This is a genomic window from Paraburkholderia fungorum, assembly GCF_902833645.1.
Taxonomy (GTDB): Bacteria; Pseudomonadota; Gammaproteobacteria; order Burkholderiales; family Burkholderiaceae; genus Paraburkholderia; species Paraburkholderia fungorum.
In genome coordinates, this window is record NZ_CADFGE010000006.1 from 289,775 (window position 1) to 307,276 (window position 17,502).

A 17,502-nucleotide genomic window follows, 5' to 3' on the forward strand; every position below is an offset into this window, starting at 1 on the left:
GGCGCTGCGCGCGCCGATACCCTGTTCAAAACACCGGCCGCCGGACTTGCGCTTCCGCGGTTTGGTCCGTTCCCAGCTCGCCGTTGCATCGCTGCCACTCGGCCGCGGTGTAGCTCTCCCGATTTCCTGTTGCCGTTCCCTGCTTCCTGTTGCCTCGCTGCTGCAAGCACAACTGTGGCAGCGATCGTGATTGCACCGCGAATGCGACGCACGCCATTCCATTTGAAGTGGGGTTGACCAATCAGGGCGGGGGCATCTCGCCGAGGCGAAGCCGAGGGCACCCGCTGCGCGAAGCGAAGCCGCTGGTTTCCCTGGCAGACCCGTCCGCGACGCACGCAGTGCGGAGTGGGAGCTGATGAGTGCTTTGTCAACGGCGCGGAGTGTGCGGGGGCACGGATTCCAGATGCACCACTACCGTGGCTGCGCGGGGGACCCGCTTAAAAATTAGCGGTTTGAGCCGCTTTCTTTTGCCTACTTTTCTTTGCGGCAGGCAAAGAAAAGTAGGTGCCGCCCCGCACAGGGGCAACGCTAATAGACCACTAACAATTCAAGGAAAGGCCAACAGGCCAAAAGATCAACACCCAAATCAGACCCCGCCGAGCAGGCAATCACCACCCCTTCAAACACCCCCCTTCTTCATCAACAACTTCAACACCACAGGCAAAAGCAACAACACCAACGGCAACTGCACAATCAACCCCGAAATAATGGCAACTGCCAACGGCTGCTGCATAGCCGACCCCTGCCCAAGGGCAAAAGCAAGCGGCAGCAATGCCAAAATAGCCGCAATAGTCGTCATGGTAATCGGCCGCAACCGATTCCGCCCAGCCGCGATCAGCGCCTCCTCGAACCGGACACCTTCATCCCGAATCAACCCCTGCAACTCCGATACATAAAAAATCGCCACCTCGGTCACGATGCCGATAATCATCGTCATCCCCATCATCGCGGAGATGTTCAACTCGATGCCGGTGATCCATAACCCGATAAACACCGCGCCCGCGGCCAGCAACGGCATCGCCATCACCGCCAGCGCAACGCGAAACCGCTCGTACAGAAACAGCAGCAAGCCAAACACCAACGCAATTGCCGCGCCGAACACCGTCAACAAACCCTTGAAAGCAATCTGCTGTTGCTGATACAAGCCACCCAACTCGTAATACACGCCGGCCGGCAACAAACTTCCATCGCTCAACACACGCTGCACGTCCGCGATCGTCGAGCCCAGATCGCGGCCGTCGATCCGCGCGGTCACCGCCACCATCCGCTTGAGATTGTCGCGGCTGATTTCCGGTTGGCCAGTCACCGTCACCTGATCGGCAACGCGATTTAGCGCGAACAGATGGCCGTCCGGTGCACGAATTTCCAACTGCCCCAGTTGCGTATCGGTGAGCTTCAGCGCGCCAGCCACGCGTACCCGCACGCCTACGGTCTTCGGCCCGCTTTGGAACTGCGTTGCAATATTGCCCTCCACCATGTCCGACACCGCCTGCGCGATCGACTGCGGGTCCATTCCCTCAGCCGCCGCCGCCTCCGGCCGGATGTGCAGTTCGAGCGCATCGCCCGCCGGATTGATGCCGTCGTTGACGTCCACCACGCCCTGAATCTTGCCGATTCGTTCGGCCACCTTGCGCGCGGTCGTGTCTAACGTCGTCTGGTCGTCGGAATAGATCTTGATCTGGACCGGTTGCGGCACCGCGGTGAGGTCGCCGATCAGATCCTCCATCAACTGCGCGAGTTCGATGCTCACGCCGGGCACCTGCGTCTCGATCTTCGAGCGGACTTCCTCCATCACCGTTTCAATCGGCTCACGGCCACTCGATTTCAGGCGGATAAAGAAGTCCCCCTTATTGGGCTCGTTCAGATCGCCGCCAAGACCGGCGCCAGTACGGCGCGAGTAAGTCGCGATGTTCGGATTCGCGCGGATGATCGCCTCGATCTGCTTCATCAGCCGGTCGGTTTCGGTCACGGATGTGCCCGGTTCGGTGTGGTAATCGAGCACGAAACCGCCTTCGTCCATGCTCGGCATGAAGCCGCTACCCACCCGCGTGAACGCGAATGCGGCCACCACGATCAGCGGCAACACGCCGAGCAGCACCAGAGGCGGCCGCGCCGTTACGCGCTCGATGAGAAAGCCGTAGCGCCGGTTCATCCATGCGGCGAAGCGGGTTTCCTTGTGCTCCTCGGCGTCCTTCGGCGTCAGCCAGCGGTCACACAGAATCGGCACGGCGAGCCACGTGACGAGAAACGAAATGAACAGCGCGCTTGCCATTGTCACGGAGAGCGCCTTGAAGAACGCGCCCGTCACCCCCGACAGAAACGCGAGCGGCACGAAAATGATCAGTGTCGCCGCCGACGATCCGGCAAGCGGCCGCGTGAATTCGAGCGCCGCCGCCATCACGCGGCCATGGAACTTGTGCGCACCGCCTTCGCGCATGCGTCGCACGATGTGTTCGATCATCACGATGGCGTCGTCGATCACGAGGCCGACCGCGGCTGCCATCCCGCCGAGCGTCATGATGTTGAAGCCCATGCCGAACACGTCGAGCAGCAGGATCGTCGCGGCCATCACGACCGGCACCAGGGCGACCGCGATCGCCGTGATCTTCCAGTTGCGCAAAAAGGCAAACAGCGTGAACGCAGCCAGCACCACGCCGATCATGATCGCGTCGCGCACGCTGGTCGCCGAGGCGATCACCAGTTCGCTCTGGTCGTACCAGTTCGACAGGTGCACGCCCGCCGGCATCTGATGCTGGAAATCTGCGAGTTTCGCGCGGATCGCCTTGGCCATCGCCACGCTGTTCGCGCCGGGCTGCTGGTAGACGTTGAGCAGCACGGCGTCCTGACCGTCGGCCGTGACGCGCATCCATTGCGGCACGACGCCCTGACGAACGGTCGCGATGTCGCCGAGGCGGATTTGCGTCGCGCCATTGCTCGACACCACCACGTTGCGCAGTTCGTCGAGTCGCGTGATCGTGGTGTTGGCAATCACGAGATACAACTTGTCGTGATCCTCAATGCGGCCGTTGGCCATCAACACGTTGCTCGCGCCGATCGCTTTCGAGACGTCCGGCAGCGACAGCTTATAAGCGGCAAGGCGCGCCGGATCGATCGCGACTTCAAATTCGTCCTGCGCGCCACCCGTCACATCGACACGCGCGACCCCTTCCACTGATGACAGCAACGGGCGCATCTGGAATTGCGCGAGATCGTGCAGCGCCGACAGCGACTGCTGTTTCGATGTCAGGCTATACGCAAGTACCGGGAACACGGTCGGGTCCATGCGCCGGACTTGCATTGAGGTGCCCTGCGGCAGCGTCGCGAGAATCTCGCTGATCGCCGACTGAGCCTGCAACGTGGCTTGCGCCATGTCGGTGCCCCAGTCGAAATTGATCGAAATTTCCGCGGCGCCGCGGCTCGTGGTCGACTCGACGTCGCGCACGTTCGGCACGCGGCGCAGCGCCTCTTCGACCGGCATTGTGACGAGCGTGGCCATCTGTTCAGCAGGGCGGTCACCCGCGTCCAGCGAGACGACGGCACGCGGAAACGCGACGTTCGGGAACAGCGAGATCGGCAGGCGAAATGCGGTCAGCGCGCCCGCGATCGCCAGCAACGCGATCACGAACAGCAGTGAGCGCCGGTGCTTCTGCATCCATTGACCGAAATTCATTGCGCCGCGCCTTTGCTGACGCGCACCGCCATGCCGTCCTTCAACTCATAGTTGCCGCTGACGACGAGGCCCGCCGCGCCGTCGATCGGGCCGTCCACGCCGTAGCGGTCGCCGTTCTCGATCTGCATGACCACCGCTACGCGGCGTGCCCTGTTTTGCGGCGTGATCTGGAACACGTACGCGCCGGCCCCGTCTTTCAGCACGGCGGCACGCGGCACGACCCAGTGCGTGCCGCTGCGCGTCGCGATGTCGGCGCTGACTCGCGTGCCCGGAATGAATGCGCTCTGTTCGAGCGGCACGTTCGCGCCAACGTCGACGAGCTGGCTTTGCTGATCGACCGATGCGCCGACCAGCGTCACGTGCCCATCCGCCGAAGATTTCGCGAGTGCGGTGGAGAGTCCGTGCAGCGTGACGGTATCGCCGGCATGGATCGCGGCGGCGTCCGAGGGCTCGACGCCGAGCATCACGTTCGCGCGCATATCGCGGCCGGCGCGGCCGGCGCCGCTGGCCAGTTGCAGGATCGCCGCGCCTGGCTGTACCTGATCGCCCTGTGCCGCGGATACCTGCAAAACCACGCCGTCGATCGGCGCCGCGACGATCTTGTTGCCGCTCGCGATACCCGTCTGGTTTTGCGCGGCGAGTGCTTGCTGTGCATCGTCGGCGGCCTTGCGGGCCGTGGCGAGTTGCGATTGCGTGGCGAGTCCTTTGCCGTACAGCGACTGCGTGCGCGCGAGTTCGCCTTGCGCCAGCGTCACGGCGCTTTTCGCCTGGAGCGCGGCGAGCACCGCGGCAGGATCGGCTTGCACGACGAATAACGGTGTGCCTCGCGTCACGCGCTGGCCGGCCTGGACGCGCATCTGCACGATACGCGCGAGGTACGGCAGATTAACGGTGGTCAGGTTCGACGCGGACGCCGCGACGATGCCATAGGCGCGGACCGGCTGCGCAATGATGGCGCGTTGTACCCGTACGGTTTGCACGGATACGACGGATTGATCGGCCGCATCGCCGGCGGCGGATGCACCGGCTGCGCTCGCTGTATCAGCCGCATGAACGGCCGCGCTCAGCAGTGCGACGCAGGCAAATGAAATCGCATAAGAGGCGATACGCGGCCGCCGTGCCGAAAGGGGGCTATTTCGCATGAGTTTCGCTGAAGGTCTGAGCAGAGGAAAAAGCGTCGGGGATCGCGCTGCCCAACAGCGCCTGCAAACCGACGCGTTGTTCGGCGAGCGATTCGCGCAGGGTGGCGACGTCGACACGTTTGGTGAGCGCCGCGCCTTGTGCGTCGGTGTAGGCGCCGAGCGCGAGATCGTGCTGCGCATAGGCCGCAGCCGCGTGTTGCGCGGCAAGGTCGACATCGGGCAGCGCCGCCTCGGTTTGCTGCAACTGCCGCGTGAGAATCTCACTGTCGGCGCGCATGTGGGCGACATCGGCGTAGGCCTGATTCAAGCGCGATTGATATTCGTCACGCAGGCGCTGACGGGTTGCTTTCTCAATCGCGACGTTGCCCTGATTGCGATTGAAGATCGGCAGGCTCAGATTGATCTGGAAGCCGCTGGTGTAGATGTTCGAGGTATCGCGCGCACGCACGAAACCTACCGAAAGGCTCGGAAACTGGCTGAGAATCGCGGCACGGTACTTCTGCTCCTGCGCCTCGTAACCCGCCTGAAGCGCGATCAGATCCGGGCGCCGCTGCGCGAGTTTCGCGAGCGCTGCATCGAGCCTGGCGTCGGACAGTGCGCTTATGTTTTCGCTGCCCGCGAGTTGCAGTTGCACGTCGGGCGAGAGACCGAGCAGCGCGTTCAGATCATGATGAGTCTGTTCCGCGGCCCGTTCGGCGTCGGTGTACTGTTTGCGCGCATCGCTGTAAGCGGTGAGCGCGGCGGTCAGGGTGTCGTCGGTCAGATTGCCGTCGCGATGCGCTTCGGCCATGCGTTCGTAGCGCGTGCGCGCGAGTTCGCGCTGCTGTTGCAGCAGCGGCAGGGTGTCCTGCTGGAAGCGCGTCTTGACGAACAACTGGCGCGCCTGGGCGACAATCTGCCATTCTTGCCACAGCAGGCCGAGATCGGTTTTAGCCACCGTCGCATCGGCGGATTGCCTGTTCGCACTGCGCAGCACGATCGCCATCACGTCGATGCTCAGACCATAATTGAATGCGCGCGTGGCGCCGGCCGCACCGGGGTAATCGCTCGACACACTCAATTGCGGGTCGGGCAGCAGTCCGGCCGAATAAGCCTGTGCGCGGGCGATGCCGAGATCGTCGCGCGCCAGTTTCAGGTCGGGATTATTCGCTACCGCCAGCATCGCGACTTCGTCGATATCCAGTCCATCGGACGGATCGAAGCGATGCGCCGCCAGTTCGGGCAACGGCATGGTGGCTGGATCGATCTGGATGCGGTCGAGCGAGTTGGCGGAAGTCGAGGTGTCCTGCGGCGCGAGCGGCTCGCGGTGATACCACGTGCAGCCGCCAAGCAGCATGGCGCAGAGGGGCACGAGCACGAGCACGAGCGCGAGCATGCGCGAGGGTGGAGCGGGAACTGCCGCTGGATCGGCCACTGAATCGACCACTGAATCGACCACTGGAGCGACTACTGAAGCGACTTTCGCAGCAGCGTTGAAAACGGGCAAAGTCCGGCTCCTGAATGAAAACTGGGACGGCGGCGAGCGGATGTCGCGCAACAGGTGCCGATTTTGCTGAGGAAGAGCTTAAGGGACGCTTAGCTGAAGTTAAGCGTCCCATCAGTCTGCCTTCAGCGTTGCTTAAGCTTGCGCTAAGGATCCTTTAAGGATGATTTAAGGAAGCGTTAAGCTAGCGGGCTGGACAATGCAGGCAAACTGCAAAGAGGAGGGGCCATGCGTCTGCTGCTCGTCGAAGACGACAACATGATTGCGGAAACGGTATTGGGCGCCATGCGCCGTTCGGGCTACGCGATCGACTGGGCCGGCGACGGCCGCGCGGCGGAACTATCGCTGGGCAACGGCGTGTACGACCTCGTGCTGCTCGATCTCGGCCTGCCGAAAAAAGACGGCATCGACGTGCTCAACGCCTACCGCAAGAGCGGCGGTGCGGCGCCGGTGATCATCCTGACCGCGCGCGACGCGGTTGAAGATCGGATTCGCGGTCTCGATGCGGGCGCCGACGACTATCTGATCAAACCATTCGACCTCGACGAACTGGCCGCGCGAGTCCGTGCGCTATTGCGGCGGCGCACTGGCCAGAAGCAACCCATCTATGCGCACGGCGAACTCACACTCGATCCCGCCGCGCATGAAGTGACCAAAGACGGCGAGCTGCTGCCGCTCGTGCCACGCGAATTCGCGCTGCTGCAGGCGCTGATCGAAGAACCCACGCGCGTGTTCACCAAGGCGGAGCTGGAAGAGAAACTGTACGGCTGGGGCGAGGAGGTGGGCAGCAACACAATCGAAGTACATGTGCACAGCCTGCGCCGCAAGATCGGCGCGGACCAGGTGGTGACGGTGCGCGGCGTGGGCTACCGTCTGAAGAGGTGCTGATGACGTCGATTCGCCGCTGGCTGCTGGGCTGGCTGATTTTCGGGCTGGCCGCGGCATCGGGCGTGGCCGGCTTCGGCATCTTTCACACCGCGCGCGAGGAAGCGAGCGAACTGTTCGACTACGAGTTGCGCACGGTCGCACTGTCGTTGCCGTCGAATCTGGCCGGTACGGGCGACGGCGAGCATCACAGCCCGGACCTGGGTGATCTGGCCGACGATCGGGTCGTCATCGAAATCTGGGACCGTGCCGGCACACTCATTTATCACTCGACTCAGGCGCCGGTATTCTCGCGCTTGCCCGAAGGCTTCAGCACAGTCGAACGAGGCGAGAGCCATTGGCGCACATTCGGGGTGCAGCAGCGCGACCGCTATATCCAGGTCGCGCAGCCGATCTCCGTGCGCGAGGACCTCGCGCTGCAACTGGCGCTGCATACGCTGTGGCCGCTCGGCGTGCTGCTGCCCGTGACGATCGTGCTGGTGCTGCTGGTGGTCGCAAAAGGGCTGGCGCCGATCGGCGGCCTGACGCGCGCGCTCACGACCCGCTCGCTCGATTCGCTGGAGCCCTTGCGTCTGGATGGCAGCGTGCCGGTCGAAATCAAACCGCTGGTGGCGTCGCTCAACGATCTGTTGCAACGTCTGAACGTGGCGTCGCAGGCACAGCGCACGTTTATCGCGGATGCCGCGCATGAATTGCGCTCGCCGCTTGCCGCGCTGAAGCTGCAATTGCAGGCGGCTTCCCGCGACGGCTCGCTGAAGGGCGAGGGGCAAACGCTGGAGCGCGTCGAGGAGCGGGTCAACCGGATCATTCGCCTGGTGCAGCAATTGTTGACGCTCGCGCGCGAAGATGCGCATCCCGTAACGTCGATGGTGCCGGTGAGCTTGCGCCGGATCGGCGAACAGGCGGTGGGGGATCTGTCGTTGCTCGCGGAGACGGCCGAGATCGATCTCGGCCTCGAATGCGAAGACGCTGGCGCGGGCTACGATACTTATACGGTGCTGGCGGAGCCGCACGGGATGAGTGTGTTGCTGGGGAATCTGATCAACAACGCGATCCGGCATACGCCGCCAGGCGGCCGTGTGGATGTGATTCTCAAGCGCGCCGGCGAGCGGGTGGGATTCGACGTGGTGGATAGCGGCTCGGGGATTCCGGAGGCCGAGATCGAGCGGGTTTTCGACCGGTTTTATCGAGGCGAAGAGGCGCGCGGCGAGGGTAGCGGGCTCGGATTGGCGATTGTGGCGCGGATCGCCGCGCGGCATCAGCTTGAACTTTCCCTACGCAATAACGTAGGGCGGCCGGGCTTGTGCGTATCGGTTTTTGGCCTGAGCGCGCACGAGCCGGCAGCGCCTGTTGCGGTCAAAAGCTGATCGTTTGCCGCCATCGGTGCGCGGCGCATCGCCGGGTGACGGGAGCGTGGCGCAACACGCTGCTACAATCCTGTCTTTCTCGATTGATTGTGCGCTATGGGTTTCGAACAACTTGCTGAATTGAAGAAGCAACTGGCGGCGGCACGCGCCGAAGCTGCGCCTGCGGCCAAGCCAGTCGCCAAGCCCGGCGCGAAGCCTGCTCGCAAGCCGTCGCCGCCGCGCCGTGCCGCGCCCGTTCACAAGCATCAGGCGCATCAGGCCGACGCCAGACCGGCGGCCGAAGCAAAGCCTGCGGCTGACGCGAGACCCGTGGATCCGGTGGTGAAATCGATCGGGAGACTGCAAAAGCGCTTTCCCAATGTGTTCCCGAAGAATCCGGCGCCCAAGCTCCCGCTCAAGGTCGGCATCTTCGAGGACCTCGTGGTTCACGCGAAGGACCTGTCGCTGAGCGAAGCCGAATTGCGCGATGCGATCAAGACGTGGTGCCGTGGCAGCCGCTACTGGAAGTGCCTCGTCGAAGGCGCCGCGCGGGTCGATCTGACGGGCGCTGAAGCGGGCAAGGTAACGGCGCAGGAAGCAGCCGGCGCGCAGCGTCTGCAGGCGCATCGTGCGGGCCGGGGCGCGGCGAAAGCGGCGGCTTCGGCGGCTGCAACATCTGCCGATGCCTCGGTTGCTGCGGATGCTACGGATGCTACGGATGCCACAGCGCAGGCAGCATCCGTTGCGCAAGCTGGCGTGCCGACGCAGCCGGAGCAGACCACTTCGGCAGACACTCCGGCCGCAGAATCGGCCACGCCGCCGGCAGCGCCTTCATCCTCCGCTAAATCGTAAAGACGCCAGCCGCCCCGCCTAGGGGCGGCTGCCTTGTGCCGCCGCCAGCCGGCTGCGCACAAAGCCGACGTGCTCGCGCAGCACATAGAACGCGTCGGCGTATGCAAGCGGCATACGCAAGCGATCAAGCGACGCCTCGATAGCGTCGAGTTCCGCGAAGAGCTGTTTGCGCTCGGTCTCGGTCGAGTCGGCGAGTGCTTCGCGTTCGATTGCAATCAGCGCTCCGTAATAGCGATAAATACGCGAGCGTACGCGCCACCGGTAAAGCGCCGGGATCAAGCGCATTGCCGGAAACAGCAGCACTGCCATTGGCAGCAGCAGAACCAGCGTGCGGTCGCCGATGCTGGCGAGCCAGAACGGCAGCGTCCGGTATAGAAAACTCTTGCCGGTCTTGTAGTAGCGCTGTGCGTCCTCGCTGATCTGATATTCGTGGGCGACCGGACTCGGGAATTCCCCCGCGTGCTGCAAGAGCCCGGGCATGCCGTGCACCTCCTGCGCGGCCTCGATCAACAAATCGGAAATGGCCGGATGCAGACCGGTCCGGGCCACCAGTTCGGCTGTCGGGCTGATCAGATGGATGGTGTCGGGTGGAATTCTGCGCTTGAGATCCAGCACGCCGGGCGGCAGATCGATTTCGTCGAGATAGGGAAAAAGGCGCGTATAGGCGCTGGCCTCATCGAAATTCATGACCGAGATGCCGGGTACTTTCAGGAGCCGCAGCATCAGGCCGCGCGTGGCCGAATCACCGTTCAGGATCGCGGCGTCGACCTCGCCCGCCACCAGTTGGGTGGCGGCTTGCATGCCGTCGCTGGGCACCAGCCTGGTGTCGCCGCCTGGCGCGATGCCGTTTGCTTCCAGCAGTTTGAGCGAGAGCAGGCGTGTGCCGCTGCCTTCACGGCCGATTGCAATCCGCTTGCCTTCCAGTTCCGCGAGCTCGCTGAGCCCTGTGCCGCGATAGAACACCACGACCGGAACATAGAACACGCTACCGAGCGACATGAGCGATGACGTATCGAGCCCATCGGCGACGCCGCCTTGCACGAGTGCGAGATCGACGTGTTGTTTCGGGTCTAGCAGACGATGCAGGTTCTGCACCGAGCCATCGGATTCCAGCACCTTGAGTGTGATGCCGTTGCGGGCGAGGATCTTTTTATACTGATCCGCGGTGGCGAGGAAAGAACTGTCATGCGGTCCTGCGCTCATCGTGATGGTTTTCGGCGGTGCCGGATCGACCAGCCAGACGATGAGGGTGACGACCAGCACGACAATCACGGCCACGACGATGTATGACACGGTGTGATCGCGCCACTCCGCATGCGACGGATCGCCGGGCAGGTGTGGCAGACGCGGGCGATGCGCTTTCATGGGAACTCCGTACGAGCAGCCGAGATGAGGCATCGTCGGCGAGGACACACAGGCCACGCCTCGACCCGTGACCTCCAGTTGTTCGCGGCGCGCATACAGCGAAAGCAAAATGCAAGTTTAAAGTGACGCAACGCATTCCAAATGCAGTATGCCGCATCGAACCAGGCAGCAGGGAGTGGCCCAACACGGCGACATGCACGGCCCACGGCGATTGCAACCTGCGCCCCACACGTACCAAAGGGATAACGTGACGAAGTACCGCGTCGGCGCGCGCAGCGCCGCCGGAGGTATGACGGCCTTGTCACTAAGGCCGAATGTGCGAGAACACAGATTCCAGATGCACCACTACCGTGGCTGCGCGGGGGACCCGCTTATGAGCTGGCGGTGTAAAGCCGCTTTCTTTTGCCTACTTTTCTTTGCGGCAGGCAAAGAAAAGTAGGTGCCGCCCCGCACAGGGGCAACGCTAATAGACCACTAACAAAGCAAGGAAAGGCCAAAAGCCAAAGGCCAAAGGCCAAAGGCCAAAGGCCAAAGGCCAAAGGCCAAAGGCCAAGAGACCAAACGACCAACACCAGAACAGACCAACACCCCAACAACAAAAAAAATCAAAACTTATGCCGCATCCCAACCCTCACAACAGCCTGCTTATCACCAGCCGACGCAGAAGGCCCATTAACAGCGGCCACAGCCTGCCGCCCGGTCGAGTCCGTGCCGGAGGCTTTCTGATAAACCCCAATCACATACACATCGGTACGCTTCGAAACAAAGTAATCGATCCCCGAAGCGACCTGCTGATAGGTCGCCCCTGTCATCCCCTTGACTGAACTTCCCTTCGTATAGTCATACGCCACACCACACAGCAGATCAGGCGTGATCTGATACTTGAAACTCACTTCCGCATTATTCAACGTGGCATTGCCACTCAACCCGGCAGGATTCGGCCCCGAACCAAGATCCCCGAGATCTCGAAAACTCGTATTCGAATACGTCGCGCCGAACGTAGCGGCACCGAACAGATAAGACGCCCCAGCACCAATCACATGCAGCGATTTCGCCGACGCGTACCCGGAATAGACCGGCGACACCATATTGCTTCCAGGCAGGCCATTCACGCTAGCCGCGGGACTACCGGTACTGCCGAAGAACGACGTGTTCGGGTTGGCCACATCGAGATAACCGACACCGAGCGCCAACGGTCCATTCACATACCCGGCCGATACCGACCAGATCCGGTTACGCGCGAAATCGCCAGCCACACCGCCCAGGCTGTACATGCCTTCAACCGTCAAGCCGCCATAAGTGTTGCTGGTGAACTTGATCGCGTTATTCGTCGAGTTCGTGTTGTTGAAGTTGTCGAGGTCGCCGGGATGCGCAACCATATAGCCACCCCATTGATCGCCGACCTCGAACGGGCCAAGGATATCGACATTCGTATCGTATTGACGGCCGAGCGTCACCGTGCCGAACGGACCCGACAAACCCACCCAGGCCTTCTTGCCGAACAGCAGTCCCCCCTGGCCGAGCTTGCCGGTGCTGGCGTCGAAGCCATTCTCCAGCATGAAGATCGCTTTCATACCGCCGCCAAGGTCTTCCATGCCGCGCATGCCCCAGCGGCTTTGCTGCATCACGCCGCTCAGCAGGCGAACCGCGCTGTGACCAGAGATGCTGCCGTTGGCGTTGACCGTCGCTGCGTTGCTCGTATAACTCACACCTTCATCGATAATGCCGTATAGCGTGACGGCACTCTGTGCATGAACCACGGCCGGAAAGGGGGCGGCGAGGCATACTGCCAGTAGCATTTTTTTCATGTGGTCTGACGCTCAAGTTGGAGAAGTGCGAAAAGTGACGGACGTGTGGACTCCCGCGAGCCACGCGTTGCTTGCCAGCCAGCAGCCGGAGGCGAAACCGGCTGCTGAAAAAAACTCAGAGTGAGCGGCGGTTAGTGACGCCCGGCGATAAGCGGTGGGCGAATCCTCTCGTGTGCCGCGGCAGCCTCATAGGCGTGACCGAATTGCAACAGACCCCAGTCGTCGCGAAAGCGTCCGGCGATTTGCAGGCCGATCGGTAAGCCCGATGCGCTAAAGCCGCAGGGCAGAGCGAGGACCGGCGATTCGGTGGAAGACAGATACCAGCAGATGCGCATCCAGTCGATGTACGAGTCGTAGCGTGTGCCCATGAATTCTGTGGGCCAGCGCAGATCGGCATCGAAAGGCAGCATCTGCGTGGCGGGCAGCACGTAGTACGCGTGGTTGTCCATGAAGCGGCGCATGCGCTCGAACAACGCTGTCTTTCGCACGAACATGTCGCCCAGATCCGCTGCGGACAGCGACCTGTGCAGGCGGCACTCGGCTTCGATTTCCGGCTTCAGTTGGGCGCGCGCATCGGCATCGAGCCGGTCGACAAGGCTGCCGATCATCCACGCGCGCTCGATGCGAAACACGTCCTCGGCATCGCCGAGATCGGGGTCGGCGAATTCCACCTCGCAACCCATCGACTCGAAGATCGCGGCCTGTGCCTGCACGGTTCGCTGAATCTCGGGGTCGACAGCAAGACCGGCGAGCTGCACCGACATGGCGATGCGCGTGCCGCGAAAGTCGCGTTGCAATGGCTGCGCGAAACGTGAACCGGGCTCGCTGATCTCTGTCGCAGTTTCGCCGGAGGGACCGGAAATCGCGCTGAGCAGCAAGGCCGTGTCGGCCACATCGCGTGCCATCGGCCCGTCTACGCCGAGCGTTGCCCAGCCGTTCGAATCCGGTGCACGCGGCACGCGTCCCGGTGACGGGCGCAAACCCACCACCGCATTCCACGCGGCCGGATTGCGCAGCGAGCCGCCCATGTCGCTGCCGCAAGCGAGCGGATTCATGCCGCAGGCAACGGAGGCAGCGGCGCCGCCGCTGCTGCCGCCCGCGGATTTGCTCAGGTCCCACGGATTGCGCGTCACGCCAAACACGTCGTTGAAGGTGTGCGAACCCGAGCCGAGTTCAGGCGTGTTCGACTTGCCGATCATCAGTGCACCGGCGGCATCGCAGCGGCGCGCGATCAAGGCGCTGTGTTCAGGCACGTGATGTTCGAAGATTTTCGAGCCGAAGGTGGTACGCACGCCGCGCGTCGCGGTCAGGTCCTTTTGTGAAACCGGCAGCCCATGCAAGGGACCTTGCCAGACGCCGCGCGCCCATAGCGCGTCGATATCCGCGGCACGGCTTTTCAAGGTGGCTTCGTCGGCGAGGGTGACGAGTGCATTGACCTGCGGGTTCACGGCATGGATACGTGAGAGGTGCGCATTCAATATCTCGACGGCACTCACGGTTTTCTTTCGTTGCAGATCGAGCAAAGTGAGGGCGGACAGGTCACAAAGTTCGCTACCTGCGGCGAGCGGTGCATCGGCATGAAGAGTGTCTGACATGAGAATTTCGTGGTGTTGAAAGATGAATGACGCGCTCGCGTGCGCCTAGATGTCCTGACGGGTGCGGTCGGCTACGAACAGCAGCGCGACCAGCGAGAGCGCGCCGCAGACAATGACGTACCAGGCGGGCGCAGCCGGATTGCCGGTCGCCTGGATCAGCCATGTCACGATGAATTGTGCAAAGCCGCCGAAGATCGACACGCCCGCGGCGTACGCAATCGAAAGCCCGGTTGCGCGCGTGCTGCGCGGGAACATCTCGGGCAGCATCGCGCCGTTCGCGCCCGCGTTGACGGAATGCAGCGCGGCGAGTGCGCACACCACCAGATACAAGGTGCCCGTCGAAGGCGAATGCTGGATCAGATAGAACCCCGGCAGAATCAGCACGGTCAGAAGCACACGCGAAATGAAGGCGACGCGTTTGCGGCCGAACATGTCGGACCAGATGCCGCCCACCGGGGACATCACCAGCATCACCGCGCCGGCGAGAATTCCGCACCAGAGCGCGGCGTCCATCGGCAGATGCAGCATCTTGATTGCATATGTCGACATGTAATAGATCACGATGAAATGCGCCGAGGTGCCGCCCACCACCAGCAGAAGGGCCACCAGGACGAGGCGCCAGTCGCGTTGCAGAACGGTCTTCAGTACACCGGCGGGTTCGCGCGCGGAGTCGGCGGGCGCGTCCGCTTCGCCGCCCAGCCGCGAGCGCAGATACAGGCCGAGCGGTGCGATCAGCACACCCGCAAGAAACGGAATGCGCCATCCCCAGGATTCGAGCGACGCCTTGTCGAGGTAGTGCGACAGCAGAAAACCCACCAGCGAGCCGGCCAGCGCCGCCGCACCCTGGCTCGCGAACTGCCAGCTTGTGATGTAACCGCGCCGGCCGGAAGAAGCGCGTTCCGCGAGCAGCGTAGTTGCGACACCGACCTCACCGCCGGCGGAAAAGCCCTGCAGCAAACGCGCGGCGACGATCGCGAGCGGCGCGGCGATGCCGATTTGCGCGTAGGTGGGCATCACACCGATCAGGCCGGTGCCGACGGCCATGGTTACGAGCGTCAGGTTCATCGCTGCAATGCGGCCGAAGCGGTCGGCCAGCACGCCGAACAGCACCCCGCCGAGCGGCCGTGCAATGAAGCCGATGCCGAATGTGCCGACGGAGAGCAATAGTTGCTGTTGCGACGAAGCAAGCGGGAAGAACAGTTTGCCGAACAGCACGGCGAAGAAACTGTAGACGGTGAGATCGAAGAACTCGAACGCGTTGCCGATGGTAGTCGCGACGATCAGTCCGCGGGTCGATGCGCCGTGCCCCGCACTTTGACTGGCGTCGTACAGCGGGGAACTGAGTGAAGATGACTTCATAAACGGGATCCCTCTGGAGGTGAATCAATCCGTGATGCTTCGATAGCACGGCGCACTCGATTCGAGCGTGTTTCTATCGAACAGACTATCGAGCAGAGCGCCTTCAATGACGACGACAGGAAAAGTCTAGGGAGTCAAAAAAGCGTTCTGGATTTGCTTTTTCTTATTGTGATAACGCTGGGTTATCGCGCCCGGCGGGGGCTGGCGTCGATGCTCATGGGTGCGCACGGCAATGGGTATTTGGGAGCATGGCCGGCACGTTTCTCACGGTGTACCATCGATTCAAACTGTCAGCCGCTGACTGAAGCCGACCGTGGTCATTTCTCTCTAATCGCTTATCCGGCCGCTTACCCGTGAAATACAACCAGTTGCGCGCATTAGTGGCGATAGCCCAGCACGGCAGCATTCGCGCTGCTGCCAGAACGGTGTGCCTGTCCCAGCCCGCGTTGACCAAGGCGATTCGCGAGCTCGAACAGGAATTGGGTGTGCCGCTGGTGTCGCGCAGCGCGCGTGGTGCGCAACTCACCCAGTTCGGCCAGGCCGTGTGCGCACGCGCAAGACTCATCCTCGCGGAAATGCAGCATGCAAAGGACGATGTGATTCAACTATCCGGTCAGGCGGGCGGTACCGTGTCGTGTGCGGTCACCCCGCTGGTATCGCTCAAGTTTCTGTCGCGCGCCATTCACTCGTTCCGGCAGCGCATGCCGAAGACGCGGCTCTCGGTTCAGGAGGGTTTTCTGACGGCGGCATTGGCCCGCTTGCGCGACGGCTCGCTCGATTTCGTGATCGCTATCGTGGATGAAAAGAAGCTCGCGCCGGAATTCGTGTTCCGCTCCTTGCTCGAAGGCGAGTTGATCATTTCTGCGCGCAAAGGTCACCCGTTGGCGAAGGCCGAATCGCTCGCGGAGCTGGAAGACGCGGAGTGGATGTTGAACACCACGCCCGAAAGCATCGGTCAGTCGCTCCAGGATTTTTTTGTGCGGCATGGCGCAAAGGCGCCGAACGTGGTGGTGGAGTGCAGTTCGTTCAGTGCGAGTTTTTCGCTATCGGTGAAAAGCAATCTGCTGTCATGTTGTCCCAAGAGCTTTCTGGAAACCGACTGGATTCGCGAGCGGATCATATCGATACCGGTGCGTGAACCATTGCCGCGCGTGTCGGTGGGCATCATCTCGCGGCGCGACGCGCTGAATACATCGGCCTGCGATTACCTGATCGACTGTTTCGTCGAAGCGGTCGCGGCGGTGCCGTCGTTTCAATTCGATACCGATAGCGCGGGCGTTGTTTGAGCAAGCCACGCGCCGTGGTTTCATTCCAATAGTCCGGCCGCGCTCACTGCGGCGCCGGGCGCTTGATGCGGTGAAAGTTGCGATCGAAATAGATCAGGCCGTCGCCGTCCGCGCGTACGCTGATACAGGTCGTTTTGACGAACATCACCGAGTGCGAGCCCACTTCCTTCAGGTCGACAATCTCACCCTGGAGACTCGCAAGCGCATCGCGCAGGACCGGCACGCCATGCGTGCCGTCGTCCCAGATCGGCCAGCCAAAACGTTCTTCCATCGGCACCTGCGTCATGCCCGCGAAATGACGCGCAAGCAGTTCATGCTCGCCCGGCAGCACGTTGATGCAAACATGACGGTTGCGCTCGAAGGTGGCGTGCATCGCACTCGAACGGTTCAGGCAGACGAGCAGCGTGGGCGGCGTATCGGTAACGGAACACACCGCGCTCGCAGTCACCCCGCAGCGTCCGTGCGGGCCAGCCGTAGTGATCACGTTCACGGCCGCGGACAGATGCGCCATGGCCTGACGGAATTGCTGTTTTGTCGCCAGCTCAGCGTCGGCGACAGGAATCGGTTGCGGATTCGGCTTCATGGTCTAAAGTCCTCGGGAGTCGCGGCAGGGATCTGGAGTCAAGCGTAATCAATCCGGGTCCGGAAAAAAATCGGCGCGAGCGGTGAGCAGGGGCGCGTCTTTCCCAATCCGTCTAAAGCTTTCCCTAA

The 17,502-nt window shown here is 62.5% G+C and carries 12 protein-coding genes; 4 read left to right on the forward strand and 8 right to left on the reverse strand.

The features are described 5' to 3' along the window. Nucleotides 1-619: 619 nt before the first annotated feature. Genes HWX91_RS20595 through HWX91_RS20605 form a run of 3 tightly spaced genes read right to left on the reverse strand, consistent with a single transcriptional unit; the run spans nt 620 to nt 6,298 of the window. A complete protein-coding gene (locus HWX91_RS20595) occupies nt 620-3,670 on the reverse strand; it encodes an efflux RND transporter permease subunit (RefSeq protein ID WP_028198647.1) in 3,051 nt (1,016 codons plus the stop codon). After that, nucleotides 3,667-4,812, reverse strand: coding sequence for an efflux RND transporter periplasmic adaptor subunit (locus HWX91_RS20600; RefSeq protein ID WP_028198648.1), 1,146 nt, complete (start codon nt 4,810-4,812; stop codon nt 3,667-3,669). Before HWX91_RS20600 ends, HWX91_RS20595 begins: the two co-directional genes overlap by 4 nt. Further along, nucleotides 4,802-6,298 (reverse strand): TolC family protein, encoded by a 1,497-nt coding sequence (locus HWX91_RS20605; RefSeq protein WP_028198649.1) that lies wholly within the window; start codon nt 6,296-6,298, stop codon nt 4,802-4,804. The genes HWX91_RS20600 and HWX91_RS20605 overlap by 11 nt, the downstream gene beginning before the upstream one ends. A gap of 225 nt (nt 6,299-6,523) precedes the next feature. Between HWX91_RS20605 and HWX91_RS20610 the strand changes: the two genes are divergently transcribed. The 3 genes from HWX91_RS20610 to HWX91_RS20620 all read left to right on the forward strand — a co-directional run bounded on the left by HWX91_RS20610 (nt 6,524) and on the right by HWX91_RS20620 (nt 9,378). Next, the gene (locus tag HWX91_RS20610) at nt 6,524-7,183 is read left to right on the forward strand and encodes a response regulator (RefSeq protein WP_028198650.1); all 660 of its coding nucleotides are present in this window, start codon (nt 6,524-6,526) and stop codon (nt 7,181-7,183) included. Beyond that, the gene (locus HWX91_RS20615; RefSeq protein WP_028198651.1) at nt 7,183-8,547 is read left to right on the forward strand and encodes an ATP-binding protein; all 1,365 of its coding nucleotides are present in this window, start codon (nt 7,183-7,185) and stop codon (nt 8,545-8,547) included. Before HWX91_RS20610 ends, HWX91_RS20615 begins: the two co-directional genes overlap by 1 nt. 96 nt (nt 8,548-8,643) lie before the next feature. Continuing rightward, a complete protein-coding gene (locus HWX91_RS20620) occupies nt 8,644-9,378 on the forward strand; it encodes a ProQ/FinO family protein (protein WP_042276111.1) in 735 nt (244 codons plus the stop codon). Between the two features lie 18 nt (nt 9,379-9,396). Here the strand turns inward: HWX91_RS20620 and HWX91_RS20625 are convergent, their stop codons facing one another. From HWX91_RS20625 to HWX91_RS20640, 4 genes are all read right to left on the reverse strand, one after another. Further along, a complete protein-coding gene (locus tag HWX91_RS20625; protein ID WP_028198652.1) occupies nt 9,397-10,743 on the reverse strand; it encodes a TAXI family TRAP transporter solute-binding subunit in 1,347 nt (448 codons plus the stop codon). A gap of 605 nt (nt 10,744-11,348) precedes the next feature. Next, complete coding sequence (locus HWX91_RS20630; protein ID WP_028198653.1) at nt 11,349-12,551, reverse strand: porin; 1,203 nt, start codon at nt 12,549-12,551, stop codon at nt 11,349-11,351. A gap of 131 nt (nt 12,552-12,682) precedes the next feature. Next, complete coding sequence (locus tag HWX91_RS20635) at nt 12,683-14,146, reverse strand: amidase family protein (protein ID WP_028198654.1); 1,464 nt, start codon at nt 14,144-14,146, stop codon at nt 12,683-12,685. Between the two features lie 45 nt (nt 14,147-14,191). Further along, nucleotides 14,192-15,505 carry an MFS transporter gene (locus tag HWX91_RS20640; protein ID WP_028198655.1) on the reverse strand — a complete coding sequence of 438 codons (1,314 nt, stop codon included), beginning with the start codon at nt 15,503-15,505 and terminating at the stop codon, nt 14,192-14,194. 353 nt (nt 15,506-15,858) lie between these two features. Between HWX91_RS20640 and HWX91_RS20645 the strand changes: the two genes are divergently transcribed. After that, complete coding sequence (locus tag HWX91_RS20645) at nt 15,859-16,791, forward strand: LysR substrate-binding domain-containing protein (protein WP_030103345.1); 933 nt, start codon at nt 15,859-15,861, stop codon at nt 16,789-16,791. A 43-nt stretch (nt 16,792-16,834) separates the two neighbouring features. On the opposite strand, the gene hpaC is transcribed toward HWX91_RS20645, so the two are convergent. Beyond that, a complete protein-coding gene (gene hpaC, locus HWX91_RS20650) occupies nt 16,835-17,374 on the reverse strand; it encodes a 4-hydroxyphenylacetate 3-monooxygenase, reductase component (RefSeq protein WP_030103344.1) in 540 nt (179 codons plus the stop codon). Between the last annotated feature and the right edge of the window lie 128 nt (nt 17,375-17,502).

Excerpts from the sequence above, each read along its gene's own strand:
- HWX91_RS20595 (WP_028198647.1), bottom strand. The coding sequence starts at position 3,670 with ATGAATTTCGGTCAATGGATGCAGAAGCACCGGCGCTCACTGCTGTTC.
- HWX91_RS20600 (WP_028198648.1), bottom strand. The coding sequence starts at position 4,812 with ATGCGAAATAGCCCCCTTTCGGCACGGCGGCCGCGTATCGCCTCTTAT.
- HWX91_RS20610 (WP_028198650.1), top strand. The coding sequence starts at position 6,524 with ATGCGTCTGCTGCTCGTCGAAGACGACAACATGATTGCGGAAACGGTA.
- HWX91_RS20615 (WP_028198651.1), top strand. The coding sequence starts at position 7,183 with ATGACGTCGATTCGCCGCTGGCTGCTGGGCTGGCTGATTTTCGGGCTG.
- HWX91_RS20620 (WP_042276111.1), top strand. The coding sequence starts at position 8,644 with ATGGGTTTCGAACAACTTGCTGAATTGAAGAAGCAACTGGCGGCGGCA.
- HWX91_RS20625 (WP_028198652.1), bottom strand. The coding sequence starts at position 10,743 with ATGAAAGCGCATCGCCCGCGTCTGCCACACCTGCCCGGCGATCCGTCG.
- HWX91_RS20630 (WP_028198653.1), bottom strand. The coding sequence starts at position 12,551 with ATGAAAAAAATGCTACTGGCAGTATGCCTCGCCGCCCCCTTTCCGGCC.
- HWX91_RS20635 (WP_028198654.1), bottom strand. The coding sequence starts at position 14,146 with ATGTCAGACACTCTTCATGCCGATGCACCGCTCGCCGCAGGTAGCGAA.
- HWX91_RS20640 (WP_028198655.1), bottom strand. The coding sequence starts at position 15,505 with ATGAAGTCATCTTCACTCAGTTCCCCGCTGTACGACGCCAGTCAAAGT.
- hpaC (WP_030103344.1), bottom strand. The coding sequence starts at position 17,374 with ATGAAGCCGAATCCGCAACCGATTCCTGTCGCCGACGCTGAGCTGGCG.